This window comes from Olegusella sp. (assembly GCF_057238325.1).
Map to the genome: position 1 here is coordinate 70,227 of NZ_DBHHGF010000008.1, position 13,080 is coordinate 83,306.

The following is a 13,080-nucleotide window of genomic DNA, read 5'->3' on the forward strand; positions in this document are numbered from 1 at the left end:
CGAATATATGGAAGCTACATGTCGCCTAAAATTTCAATAGTTGTCCCCATCAAACAATACTCTGAGTATCTTGAAGACACACTATCTAGTGCGCTCACGCAATCGCTCAAGGATATCGAACTCATCTGCATGAATGGAGCGCATGATACTAAAATATGCAGTGCGCTCAAAACTGCTATAGATAACGACCCGCGCGTCAAGGTTATTGACCTTAACACTAAAGAGGAGGGTGTACTCTATAACACTGGACTTGAGACAGCAACAGGAGAGTACATCCACTTTCTTATGCCAGGCGATCAAATCCTCAATTTCGCCTACGAAGCGCTCTATAACAAAGTACAGCGTTACGACCTTGACTACTTACATTTTGTTACTGCACCGTATGTTCGCAATAAAAAGCAAATTTTAAACATAGAGAGCTTCACTCTTGAGAACTTACACCCAAATGATTTTAACCATCTACTCAACTTAGACGTGGAAAGTCTTTTATATCGACTCAATAACTCTGTTTGGACGGGATTATATCGCAGAGCATTTCTGCGGGAACATCGTATTGATTTTGGTTGTAATCCAACACAAATCGAGCAGTTCTTCCATTGGAATCTAGTTGCTTGCAAACCGCGTGCAGCAATTTCTCGCGACTGCCTTCTTTTACACACTATTGCGGATTGCAAAACACTTGAAAGTAATAATGTCCTTCATACTGTTAAAGAGCAACTTAAAGCAATTGAGGCACTTCGCAATAAACTATCTCAACGCAACGTTGCAGATGACATTACAGCAGTAGCTCTTTGTAATTCAATTGGTGACTGCATTGAATGCGTACAACATAACACCATTGAAGAAAGTTCATTTCGTGAAGTTAGAACTATACTAGCGTCCTATATCAAAACGTTACCAGGCACTCTCTGGAACCCAACTTTCAAACTTCTCAAAATAGCCCAGCAAAATATCACCGATGGAAATTCTCCCAAACAGATTTCGCATGAAGCTATGCCTTTTTTCCATGCAGAATCCACTCATCCCAAAGTATCTATCGTAGTTCCAATCCATAATCAAGAAGAATATTTAAACCAATCCCTGCACAGTCTGACAACTCAATCTCTTGAGGACCTAGAATTTCTTTGTATCAATAATGATGCTTCAGAACAATCTTTGGCAATCTACAATGAATACGCCGCTATCGATAAACGCTTTCGTTTGTTTAGCAAGCTAGATACTAGTTTGGGCGACTCGATAAATCTTTGTATACAGAACGCGCGAGGAAAATATCTAAGCATTCTCAAATCTATTGACTATGTTTTGCCGGAAATGTATGAGAGGTTTTATTCAATTGCCAATCGAAAATCTTTGGATTTTATAAAAGGTAATTTTTATCGTTTTACCACAGATATGAACGGCACTGAGTGCTTGCGGCTTAGGCATTTAAGTGATGATAATTCTTACTATGGAAGTATAGTAAATACCAGTACAGATGACAGAACTTTTTCCTTTGCCATGGGCACTTGCTCGAGTATCTATTCCATGAATTTTCTCAAAAGGTGGCACATTCAGTACAGCAGATCTTCTGAAGATATCCTCCAGGATGACGCTTTTTGCTTTCAGATACTTGTCCGCGCGACTCATGCTCAATTCATCAAGACGCCTTTTTATATGAGCCGTTGCGATAATTCAGCATCTTCATTTACCAGCTCAGACAAGATACACGCAATAGCTCAAGAATATGAGTATATTTACAACTGGCTCCATTCTAAGCCTAATTTATATGAACGTTATGAAACTATTTACTGGTATAAAAAGCTCGATAACGCTTATTCTACCTATCTGCAAATACCGCTTGCAGCAAAAACTGAATATGCCAAACGTATATACGATGAGTTTGCAAAACCATTTGTCCAAGGCAAGATTAGTCGTCAATTGAGTGGGGAAGTTCGCTGGAAATTTTTAGCGGAACTTATCGATAACCCTAAAGCATTTGCTAAAAAAATTCGTATTTCAATCATTATGCCCATCTATAACGCTGAGCGATATCTCCATGAAACTCTTAACTGCTTGGTACATCAACTCAATAATTCAGCAGAACTTATCTGCGTTGATGATGGATCGACAGACTCAACGTCAAAAATTCTGGCTGAGTATGCCGATAGATTTGAGCAGTTTACCGTCATTACGCAGAAAAATACTGGTGCAGGTGCCGCGCGTAATGTTGGCATGGCATACGCTCACGGCGAATATCTGATGTTTCTTGACTGTGATGACATCTACGAACCAGATTTAATTCGCACTGCTTATGAAACTGCATATTCTCAACAGAGTGATGTTGTTGTATTTAACAGCAATGATTACTTTGAAGACACACATGTATATCGCAAGACAAAGGGTAACATTCGCACCGAGCTCCTGCCAGCTGAATGTCCTTTTAATAGTAAGGATATTTATTACGATGTATTTCGAGCCTTTATTGGATGGCCTTGGGATAAGCTTTTTCGAGCGGATTTCATCCGTGCTAATGGTATTAAATTCCAAGAGCAGCGTACAACAAATGATTTACTTTTTGTTTTTTCAGCTATCATTCGCGCGGAGCGTATATCCACGATTAATACCGTGCTTGCACATCACCGTCGGGCAAGTGACTCCTTATCTGTTACGCGTGAAAAGAGCTGGTATTGCTTCTATAACGCCTTAATTGCATTGCGTGAAAAATTACAGGAATGGGAGGTCTGGGAGCGTTATGAGCAAGACTTCATAAACTATGCACTACATTTCTCACTTTGGAATCTTAATACACTTTACGGCGAGACATACGGGATGCTTTTTAATTTGCTAAAAAATAAATGGTTCAAGAATCTAGGAATCGTTGATAAACCTGCTTCGTATTTTTATCATCCGGATGACTACGAGAGCTATAGGTACATCTGCGACAATGATGCCAGTTTGTATACTTCCCGCCGTATCGGTCTTCTTCTCGAAAAGAACCGCGAAAAAACCGATTCTATTAATGAAATTAGAGGCATATCAAAAAAAATTAGAAAGCAATTCGATGCTACTAATTCTCAACTTGAAAGGATTCGTTCTACTTCCACCTTTAAGCTGGGAACAAAATTACTATCACTCGGATATAACCTAAGGTTGATAAAGCATTAAACACAACCAAAAAATATTCTTAATTGTATGAAAAATATCCAAGCTAAACAAACATGGGGCGGTGCTAATTGAATACTGAGCTGAAACAAAACTGCTTCCGAGCAGCTTCGAAAGTAAGGTCTCTTATCTACTCCTTACTGATAACGTTTGCATTTATAGCATATAACCCTACCTATTTAGAAACGTTTGATAATAGCTCATTGTCATCTATATTGATGTATATTTCTGGATATTTTAGCTCAATTAAAGCTAGTTTACCCGTTTGCGTCATGGTGATCGTTATTTATTATATTCACCAGAGAGGTTTAAGCTTTGGTCATCCATTAGCAACATCTATTACTGGTTTGATTGCTGCCATTATTAGCCTTATGGGATTAAATTACCTCAATAATAATGGGTTGGAATTCCTTGCTAAAGGAGGTATTGCTGCAGGATTTTTTTCTCTATCTGCACTAATAGGCTTTAAGCTTGCTTTTACAGATTTATTTACTTGGCTTGATTCTTGCTTTGATGCTCCTCAAGAAAAAAATATACATAATAGAAAGGCTTTTGCTCTTATTTTTGACAAATATCCCTTTGTTACCTGCAGCTGTATCTTGCTAATCTTCTGGCTTCCTTACCTAACTGCTGTGTTTCCAGGAGTCCTGCATATTGATGCCTTAACTTCTCTCAACTATTACTACGGTACATCTGTATGGACAACTCATTTCCCGCCCGTGAGTGTAATGCTCATGGGGTTTTGCATGGATATTGGTAAATATCTTGGATCAGATAATCTTGGTATCGCACTTTACGTTATTCCTCAATTTATCATTTGCTTAGCTACGCTCGCTTTTGGCTTTTCTCTCATGAAAAAATGGCGCACACCTTATTGGATAAGAGCGCTCTGTTTAATGTTATTTTCATTTCTTCCAGTAATTCCTATGTACGCAGTCACGGAAGTAAAAGATACGTATTATTGTGTTGCTTTTATGTGGCTTACTTACTTTTTATTAAACCAAAGCGCTATTTTTAATAAAAGGACTATTTTATTAGTTCTTTTTACAACTTACGCCCTTTGCCTGTTTCGAAACGACGGTAAATTTATCTGCTTATTCGTCGTTCTCATTGTTTTATTATCTCGAAAAAAATGGAATTTACATTGGGGAAAAATCGTTGCTACCTTATTATGCGGGTTTCTATTGGCAACCGTCACTACACGTATTGTAGTTAAGAGGTTTAATATCCAAGCAGCCTCTATTCGTGAAGTATTTTCTCTTCCAGCTCAGCAGACTGCAAGATATGTAAGTAAATTCAATAAAGATCTAACGACTGAAGAGCGCGCCTCTTTAAATAATTTTTTCAGTGGTAATCTAGATAAACTTGGCGCATTATACAATCATGACTTTGCTGATCCAGTAAAAAATGCAATTGTCTTTCATCCTTCTAAGGAACAGCTACGGGAATACTTTAGAAACTGGACAGCACAGCTACTAAAACATCCTGGAATCTATCTTTCAGCTACTTTTAATCAAACCTATGGGTATTATTTTCCTGAAAAACTTGAATTTTATAATGCAGGTTTTTCCATTGAAAGCCCAAGTGAGAATGCCATTAACTACCATGGTGATATCGTTATTACTCATTCCAAAGATACTCAATCTTGGAGAGCCACAATTATTCAATGGGCGCATCTATTGAGGTCTATCCCGCTTTCGAGACCATTTTATTCGTCTGCCACTTATATTTGGATAATATTAATAGCTTTAGTTGCTACAGCAAGAAGAGTCAAAGTATCACGACTAGTTCCATTCTCATTACCAGTAGGCATTTTTATAATGTGCTGCCTTTCACCAGTCAACGGAGCATTTCGATATAGCCTATCTCTTGTATTGAGTTCATTCTTCTATTTTTCATATGCAGTATATCTCGCCCGTAATAGATGATGCAATCGAGTGCTTTGAAACCTCATTTACCATATGTTTTTCCTTATACTAAAACCTAATATACCAGTAAAAAGGGAAAGTAACATGCTGCCGTACCAGCGATTATCGCTTGACTCGGCTGTGGCAACTCGACCCTGACCCTTAAAGGTTAACAACAATCTCCGGACTCAAACAACATCCATGCAATATCATCTATCCAAATCAGGCAAAAAAGAAACACTTCTGTATGAAGTAGTGATTTTTATATATAAAAGAAAAAGTGGTAAAAAACGCGAGGCTACTCCCTCTCTTTATGATTCTAGAGATGAAAAGAGTCATCTAAGAATACTTATTAAGTCAGTAATTAATCCAATAAAGAACTAACGGCTTATCTTTGTTGGCCATAATAAGCGTTGGGACCATGTTTGCGTAAATAATGCTTGTCAAGTAAATACTGAGGAGCACAAGCGCCTCCGCACTTCTTGGGAGAAGTTTGATAAAGAGTTTCAGTACGCAAGGCCATAAGCGCAGCTTCTTCCATTACCTTAGCATGATAGACGGCTTGTTCTGCATTTTTACCCCAACTAAAAGGTCCATGATTGCGTACTAAACAACCTGGTTAGGCAATAGGATTCACGTTAAAGCCCTAGCTTTTTAATAAGAATGCCCGCACCTTTAACTGATGCGGGCATCATCCCAATGCATCACAAACTCAACCAGAGGTCAACTAACAGATTTGGCTTCTAACATCCTAATGCTTCATCCATCCGCGTAGGCGCGTCTTAACTAGAATCTATAGACCTCTTTCAACCGCTTGACCATACTGCTTACCTCATCAGCATCGACAGCAGATATCCCAAGTTCTACCGCTCAGCGACAACAGGGAGCACTGTGTCATCAATCACAACGAAAGTGAAGTATATAGGATGTTCTTGAACCACTCCGCTTCGTTTTCCGTCTAAGAGACAAAAACGCCTTTTCAGCGCTACCACCTCTGATAATCTCATCAATGTCTTTATCCATGTAGGAAGACATGACACTCTTTGTCCCGAAAGGCATGTTGCGCTGCTTCCAGCTGAGTGAAATACCGAATCCGGTAAGCTTGTCTTCGAACTTCTAAATTTCCCATTGTTTGCCGTATCTATTGCTGATAATGCGGATTTTATCAAGAATATACGCTCTGTTCCGTGCACGAAATGTAATCATAGGTAGTTTTATTAAGACTTGAAAAGTTGGAGGGATTATTTTCATCTTTTATGTTATTTTTTTCTCTGTTGGAACTGTCCGCGTCTTCACCTCTGCACCACTTTTTGCCAGCAGCATCTGTAAAATAGACACTCGTAATTCGCCAATTTGGATCATTTAGCACAGGTCGTATTTTCACATCTAGCGCTGATGACTCTTCTGGATAAGACCATGGCACTTTGCTCTTTTTCTGACTTTTTTCCTTATCAATAGCAAATGAAATAAAATCACCTGGAGTTAATAGGGGGAGCTTAAGAGTAGTTTTTATTTTGTCGTCTGTCCTTTTTCCATTTTTCATTTTATAGGCAATGCCAGTAACTATTACGTCATAGACAGGAGAATCTAAGCAGTTAATTAATCTAATACCAACTAGGTAACGTTCCCCATCATGTATGGGATTCGAATAATCTATCCGATCGGATATTAGTGGAGTTTTTTATCGACTCGCACCCACCAAGCAGCAATATTATAAGCTTGCTCTCTTTCCTTTTCTCGATTCTGTCTAAAAAAAGATGATAGGGAGAAAATTGTTGCAGCTATACCAAATAGTGTTGAGATAACCGCAAGGACCTGTGTTGTATTTTGCAGTAGCAAGTGAAATAGGGTTGTCATAAAATTCCAGACTTTTTAGTTTTTATCTATTAGTTTTCTTTTTATGTCAAAGACCAGTGCTGTATTTATTATATCTTCCTAACTATTCGCAAAGAAAGCTACGGCAATGGCACCAGGGCCGGCATGCGTACCGATAGCGCCTCCCATAGAGTGGTATGCGAGCTCATCCACTTTACCTTCCCATAAATGAGAATTGTCCTCAACATATTTCTTGAGCATGCTGCTCTCAAGTCCTGTATAACCAACCGCAACAGGCATATCAAAATTAATGCCGCCGCATTTTTCAATCATTTTGGTAAGTAGATTATTTGCAGCTTTTGAGCCACGAGCCTTTCCCACTAAGCTAATTACCCCATCTTCGGCTGTAATTACTGGTTTGATAGAAAGCAAATTGCCTAAAGCTGCAGCTGCTGCTGGCAAACGACCACCACGACGCAAGTATTCAAGCGTATTTAGAAGTGCAAGTACCCGAACATGCTGGACACGCACCTGCAGATCTTCAACTAGCTGATCAAACTTAATCCCTTGGTCAACACAACGCAGTGCATATTCAACAAGTACACGCGTACCAAGCGATGCACTCAGGCTATCAATAACACGGACATTGTCACCATAGGGTTGTGCAGCACTTTCAGCGCTCGCATAGGTACCAGATAAACGGGATGAAACGGTAATCGCAACTACCTTTTCGTCTCTCTCCACAGCAGCTGAAAACTCTTGGTCAAAAGCATAAGGAGTAACTTGACCAGTGGTTGGTGTGGTATCTGTTTCTAAGAGCATTTCATAAAAACGTTGATTGCTCAGGTCAACATTATCAAGATATATTTCATTGCCAAAGGCAACTGAGATAGGCATAACGGTTAGCTGCTCATGATGGATATCTGAAACATCTGCTGCAGAATCGCAAATAATACGTATTGCCATTAAATTCTCCTCAGTCTGTTTATCTATAGTTTCTAGAGCTCTTTGAGATTTTCTAAAACTTTTCCGAGTGCGCGATACATAACCGTGACTTCATCAGCTGCAAGGTCTTTTGCAGCCTGGCCAACAAGACGATTGATAATCCTATTCACTTCACCCCAAAGCTTGTACCCCTTCGGCGTAAGTAGAACAGGGTTCCTATAGCTCGTAGAGCCTTGAACTGTACTTACTTCCACATATCCCGTATTTTGAAGCGCATTGATAGAACGCGAAACTAGGGCACGGTCTACTCCAATAGAGCGTGCGATATCTGCTGCAGCTATTCCTTGGGAATGCTTGCTGAGACATACTAGGAGCAGAGCATCTGTACCACGCAAACCAAAACGTTCCATCTCGGTTTTTTTCAGCCGCTGTATTTCCTTGTTAAGCTGGAAGATAATACCGGCAAATGCTTCAAATCGATCTGTTTCTGCCATTCAACACTCCTAAATATGCTTAGATTTGTTGACTCATCAACAATTTGTTGAGCAGTCAACATTTTAGTCAATATAGACCTCTTTCGTATGGGATTCTAAAAAAATACAACGGCTTCAATTTCGAAACCGTTGTATTTTTTAAAACATTCTGGATCGCTGAGCAAAAACCTACTTAGTGCTCATCGTAGTACTGGCAAGCACCTTCGATATCGCCTTCAAATACCGAAGATCCGTGCTGCAACACAATGCCACGAGTACAGAATTGCAAGGCTTGCTCAGGTGAGTGGGTTACAAAAAGAACCGTCAGATTGTCCTTTGCCATAATGTCTTTGACACGCTCTTCGCACTTCTTGCGGAAGCGCTTGTCTCCCACCGAAAGTGCCTCGTCAATTACAAGAATATCAGGGTTAATTGAAGAGGCAAAGGCAAAGCCTAAGCGCGCTTTCATACCACTGGAGTAGGTACGAATGGGCTGTTCCATATAATCACCGAGCTCAGAGAACTCATGCATCTGCGGGATAAGTGCTTCTGTCTCATCGCGGGTAAAACCCCACAGTTGACAGCGCATTTCTAGGTTCTCACGACCAGTAAGATTGCCATCAAAACCAGCTGATAACTCAAGCAAAGCAGAGATGCGGCCATGAACCTCAATAGTGCCTCGGGTGGGATAACACACACCCGTAATCATCTTGAGTGCAGTAGATTTGCCAGCACCATTTAAGCCAAGCAGCGCGAGAGAATCTCCACGATTGATAGTAAATGAAAGATTATCGGTAGCATTGATAACCTTGTGATCAATCTTGTTGGTAAAGGTACCGAGTAAGCGCTGTTTGTCATTCTTGTACAAGTAATAGGTCTTATATACATTGCTAAATCGTACAGCTATGGGATTATTCTTATCATTATCTCGAATAACCTTTGCTTCACCCTCACCTGCCCAACTTACTCGTTCATTCTCCGTAGTAGCAGCTCGCATAGCACGCGCTTTAACAGAAAGTTTTGCTCCAGTCTTTGGCCTAGAGGACATCGGGTACCTCCTTGTGTAGGCGAGCATAGCTGTGCATCGCAAGCACAGTAACTACTACGCAGATAAAGAGATAGCAAATAAACTCATGATGACTATGCCAAATCCATTTATGGAAAATAAAACAATCACGCATTGCCACACAACCCCATGCAACTGGATTAAAGTACATAATGATGCGACCAACATGTGGAAGCGCCTTAAGGTCAAAAAGAACCCCAGACAACCAGAAGAATGGTGTACTTAGGGTGCCAATTAACTTAGAAAAGTCACGTGAGATAGCTGAGAGTGGAGAAAGCCAGATAGACCACATCGTCCAGAAATACATCATGAGCGCAAATACCAGCGGAAGCTGAATGAGATGAATGGTCAGCTTAATCTTGAGAATGAGGCACATCAAAATCGTGAAAAGCATTGTACCTACAAGAACAAGCATCTTTGAAAGCGTAAAGAAGGTTGAAATAACCGACAGCGGAAAACGAATACGATTAACCAAGAAGGAATATCGGTGATAAACATCACTACCTCCCCCGCCAATCATATCGCCCATAAAGAACCATGGAAAAATACCCACCGCCATCCACAGAAGGAAAGGCATGCCATTAATTGGCGCTGCCGTACGCATACCTACTGCAAATGTGAAGTAATACACGCCAATATAGACGGCAGGCTTTACAAAAAGCCAAATCCAGCCAAGAGCAGCACCACGGTAGGTCTTGACCAAATCAATCTTTGCGAGCTCCCAAGTCTGCTTGCGCCAAGTCCAATTGTCATGGAACATCTGCAAAAATGTCTTTATGAGAACGAGCACGCCCGCCTCCCCTTCAAGACGACAATATCAGCGGTCTATCATATAACAGTAATGCACAGCGAATGCTTCATTGACGCCTATCTGCATCGTATTGCCAGACCAAAAACAGCGCAGAAGACTCTATTCAGCTGGTTTGTGGCCTACAAAGAGCTTGCTTACACGACGCACAACAACTTGATCTATACATGCATCAAGCAAAATGATAGCTAAATAAAAGAGCAAACTAAACAAACTACCTATCACAATGAATGGTGCAAGACCAAATCCCAAGGCCCACATAAGAATTGTATCGGCAGCAGTGTGCCAACCAGTCGAAAAAAAGGCTTGTAGTACATAAAAGCCCAGAGTTCCTGCACTCGCGAAGGCAAGAACATAAGCGAGACGCGGATACCTCGTAGCACTATCTGCTGGCTGTGCAAGTGCGCAGAGCAATGCAGATACCGCCATTGCAAAGGCAAATATTGAAGTAGAACGATAAGACAGCGAGTTGACAGAATCTATACCCCCAAGACTTCCTGCAATAAATTCAGCAACTATCATCCCAATAAGTGCAAGCACAAAAGCATGGCAGCCATAACAACAACTACCAGGACGTACATGTTGGGCAATCCAGCCACCCACCAAAAAACTCATCCCATAGCTCACAGCGCTCATTAGCTTGCGCCAATCAAGCACACCAGGTTCACCTGTACCCTGAGAAAAAAATGCAATATAGAAGTTCAAGGCATAGACCACAATAAGCAGAGCGGCAAGCAGTTGGTTTTGCTTGCGGACACGCCACCACAACCAACCAATAAAAGGACACAACACCACTAACGCTAAATACACCCAAACAAATTGGATGCCAAAACTGATCCAATACCAGTCATCAAGCTCTGCATTGGTAATTTCGGGTGCAAAATGATGTGCAATCAGTGCGATAAGTCCATACAGGACAACCGTAGTTAAAATGATGGCAATTCTTCGGGCGGTAACGCGTACTTGCATGTGCCAATACCCTGGTAACACCGAGGTTTCCGCAGCTCGTGGTAGCAAAAAGAAACCCGAGATCATAATAAAGACGTGATTGCCCCAAGCGCCAAGCTGATTGATGCTGCCCATAAACACGAGTGCCTGTAAGGAAGCGCGACCATTTGGCGCAAGTGCGGTACCTGCCAAAAAGCCATCCCAATCCACCATGGATTCAAACCAAGGCAAAAAACTATGGAAGATGGCAATACAGAGAATAGCTATTACACGGAGGGCCTCAATAGACAAAAGGCGCGTATTGGCACGCATTGTTAACGTACGCGCTGCTTCCCCCAAAAAATGAGGGAACAGCTGAGTTCTCTTCTGTTGGGAATGGACTTCTATAGAAGTTCGACTGCTCACTGATCAAGCTCCGCTACCAAAGCCGTAAATTCCTCCGGCACCGTATTGAAGTCAGCACCAAAACTCTCAGCAACAGCGTGAGCCTGAGCACGACGGAATTCAGCAGTATCACTATCACCAGTGCGCTCGTAAATATCAGCTGCACGCATCAGCGCAAAGGCAACATACTCAGCCAAAGACTCGCCCAAACCAGAAAGCACCATCATGGTCACAAGAGAATCAGGGCTGAGATTCATTGCAACCGCAGGATCCATATCCAACAGACTTGCAACGTCCTGCTCAACTGAGGCCGCAGCATCTAGGGCCATACGCGGCTCTTTGACAGATTGAGCTATCCTCAGCGCCTTTGAGATAGACTCAACAAACTGCGAAATAAGTTCCAGCAGATAATCTCTCTGCAGCATGAATACTCCTCGCAACGACTAATCAGTAGCTCATCGAAAACATTTTGAACTCAACAAGCATAGGTAAACAGCACCATTCTAGCGTTGTGAAGGCAAGGCGACTCCGAGGTGTTCAAAGGCAACAGCTGTAGCTTGACGTCCCTGAGGTGTACGGATAATTAAGCCTCTCTGCAACAGATAAGGTTCGTAAACGTCTTCGAGTGTGGAAGGATCCTCGCCAACTGCCGAAGCAATAGTAGTAAGTCCCACAGGACGTCCTCGGAATGTTTTTGTAAGAGCCTCAAGAATCTTGGTATCCATCCAGTCAAGACCAAGCTCATCTATCTCAAAGAAGGATAAGGCCTCTGCTGCGACTTTCCAGTCTATATCTCCACCAGCACGTACCTGAGCATAGTCACGCACACGTTTGAGTAGACGATTCGCAAGACGCGGTGTCCCACGACTACGACTTGCAATCTCGCGAGCGCCCTGCTCGTCAATCTCAACTCCCAAGATATGTGCCGAGCGCGAGACAATCGAGGCCAGTTCATCAACGTTGTAATAATCGAGGCGGTAACTGATACCAAAGCGATCGCGCAAAGGTCCTGTCAAAAGACCAGTGCGCGTTGTAGCACCAATGAGCGTAAATTTGGGCAGGTCAAGGCGAATCGAGCGGGCAGCAGGCCCTTTGCCAATCACAATATCTAGACAAAAGTCCTCCATCGCGGGATAGAGCACTTCTTCTACCTGACGGTTTAAGCGATGAATCTCGTCAACAAAGAGCACATCTCCGGGTTCGAGATTGGTAAGAATAGCAGCAAGATCACCTGTACGTGCAATAGCAGGGCCAGAAGTAGTGCGTAGTTTTGCTCCCATCTCATTTGCAACAACACCAGCAAGAGTTGTCTTGCCCAGGCCTGGAGGGCCCGAAAAAATCACGTGATCAAGCGGTTCATTGCGATCGCGCGCTGCTTGGATAAGCACACGGAGGTTGGTGCGCACGCGCTCCTGACCAAGATATTCTTCCAGAGTCTGTGGGCGCAAACTATGCTCGACATCAAGATCTTCAGCAGTAAGCTCGGTACTCACACCACGCGAAGCACCCATACTTCCCATGCCAAAAGGAGCAGCGTTGCCTTGAGCATCGTCCGCAAAGAGATCATCTGCATCTGCTTCCCATACTGCCATG

Annotated in this window: 10 protein-coding genes and 1 pseudogene; 2 read left to right on the forward strand and 9 right to left on the reverse strand. The window is 42.1% G+C overall.

The features are described from left to right. Nucleotides 1–18: 18 nt before the first annotated feature. Both ACO5JD_RS06850 and ACO5JD_RS06855 read left to right on the forward strand, forming a co-directional pair. Nucleotides 19–3,144: a glycosyltransferase family 2 protein gene (locus tag ACO5JD_RS06850; protein WP_484988660.1), complete on the forward strand. Its 3,126-nt coding sequence runs from the start codon at nt 19–21 to the stop codon at nt 3,142–3,144. Between the two features lie 269 nt (nt 3,145–3,413). After that, nucleotides 3,414–5,069 carry a DUF6020 family protein gene (locus ACO5JD_RS06855; protein WP_484988662.1) on the forward strand — a complete coding sequence of 552 codons (1,656 nt, stop codon included), beginning with the start codon at nt 3,414–3,416 and terminating at the stop codon, nt 5,067–5,069. 367 nt (nt 5,070–5,436) lie between these two features. Here ACO5JD_RS06855 and ACO5JD_RS06860 read toward each other — a convergent pair. From ACO5JD_RS06860 to ruvB, 9 genes and pseudogenes are all read right to left on the reverse strand, one after another. Beyond that, nucleotides 5,437–5,652: pseudogene (locus ACO5JD_RS06860) on the reverse strand (class II aldolase/adducin family protein); the annotation flags it as partial. A gap of 561 nt (nt 5,653–6,213) precedes the next feature. Further along, nucleotides 6,214–6,591 carry a hypothetical protein gene (locus ACO5JD_RS06865; protein ID WP_484988664.1) on the reverse strand — a complete coding sequence of 126 codons (378 nt, stop codon included), beginning with the start codon at nt 6,589–6,591 and terminating at the stop codon, nt 6,214–6,216. 392 nt (nt 6,592–6,983) lie between these two features. Further along, on the reverse strand, nt 6,984–7,829 hold the full coding sequence (locus ACO5JD_RS06870; RefSeq protein ID WP_021625524.1) for a DegV family protein: 846 nt from the start codon (nt 7,827–7,829) through the stop codon (nt 6,984–6,986). Between the two features lie 32 nt (nt 7,830–7,861). Further along, nucleotides 7,862–8,302, reverse strand: a complete 441-nt coding sequence (locus ACO5JD_RS06875; RefSeq protein ID WP_484988666.1) for a MarR family winged helix-turn-helix transcriptional regulator — start codon at nt 8,300–8,302, stop codon at nt 7,862–7,864. Nucleotides 8,303–8,474: 172 nt separating this feature from the next. Continuing rightward, a complete protein-coding gene (locus tag ACO5JD_RS06880) occupies nt 8,475–9,329 on the reverse strand; it encodes an ABC transporter ATP-binding protein (RefSeq protein ID WP_021625528.1) in 855 nt (284 codons plus the stop codon). Further along, nucleotides 9,319–10,137: an ABC transporter permease gene (locus ACO5JD_RS06885; RefSeq protein ID WP_484988668.1), complete on the reverse strand. Its 819-nt coding sequence runs from the start codon at nt 10,135–10,137 to the stop codon at nt 9,319–9,321. The genes ACO5JD_RS06880 and ACO5JD_RS06885 overlap by 11 nt, the downstream gene beginning before the upstream one ends. Before the next feature lie 120 nt (nt 10,138–10,257). Then, complete coding sequence (locus tag ACO5JD_RS06890) at nt 10,258–11,415, reverse strand: acyltransferase family protein (protein ID WP_484988670.1); 1,158 nt, start codon at nt 11,413–11,415, stop codon at nt 10,258–10,260. A gap of 89 nt (nt 11,416–11,504) precedes the next feature. Then, complete coding sequence (locus ACO5JD_RS06895; protein ID WP_484988672.1) at nt 11,505–11,912, reverse strand: hypothetical protein; 408 nt, start codon at nt 11,910–11,912, stop codon at nt 11,505–11,507. Between the two features lie 78 nt (nt 11,913–11,990). Next, complete coding sequence (gene ruvB / locus ACO5JD_RS06900; RefSeq protein WP_484988674.1) at nt 11,991–13,079, reverse strand: Holliday junction branch migration DNA helicase RuvB; 1,089 nt, start codon at nt 13,077–13,079, stop codon at nt 11,991–11,993. Between the last annotated feature and the right edge of the window lies 1 nt (nt 13,080).

What these genes read in the sequence shown, in the direction of transcription:
- ruvB (WP_484988674.1), bottom strand. Translation starts at nt 13,079, where the DNA reads ATGGCAGTATGGGAAGCAGATGCAGATGATCTCTTTGCGGACGATGCT.
- ACO5JD_RS06870 (WP_021625524.1), bottom strand. Translation starts at nt 7,829, where the DNA reads ATGGCAATACGTATTATTTGCGATTCTGCAGCAGATGTTTCAGATATC.
- ACO5JD_RS06865 (WP_484988664.1), bottom strand. Translation starts at nt 6,591, where the DNA reads ATGAAAAATGGAAAAAGGACAGACGACAAAATAAAAACTACTCTTAAG.
- ACO5JD_RS06890 (WP_484988670.1), bottom strand. Translation starts at nt 11,415, where the DNA reads ATGCGTGCCAATACGCGCCTTTTGTCTATTGAGGCCCTCCGTGTAATA.
- ACO5JD_RS06850 (WP_484988660.1), top strand. Translation starts at nt 19, where the DNA reads ATGTCGCCTAAAATTTCAATAGTTGTCCCCATCAAACAATACTCTGAG.
- ACO5JD_RS06880 (WP_021625528.1), bottom strand. Translation starts at nt 9,329, where the DNA reads ATGTCCTCTAGGCCAAAGACTGGAGCAAAACTTTCTGTTAAAGCGCGT.
- ACO5JD_RS06875 (WP_484988666.1), bottom strand. Translation starts at nt 8,302, where the DNA reads ATGGCAGAAACAGATCGATTTGAAGCATTTGCCGGTATTATCTTCCAG.
- ACO5JD_RS06895 (WP_484988672.1), bottom strand. Translation starts at nt 11,912, where the DNA reads ATGCTGCAGAGAGATTATCTGCTGGAACTTATTTCGCAGTTTGTTGAG.
- ACO5JD_RS06855 (WP_484988662.1), top strand. Translation starts at nt 3,414, where the DNA reads ATGGTGATCGTTATTTATTATATTCACCAGAGAGGTTTAAGCTTTGGT.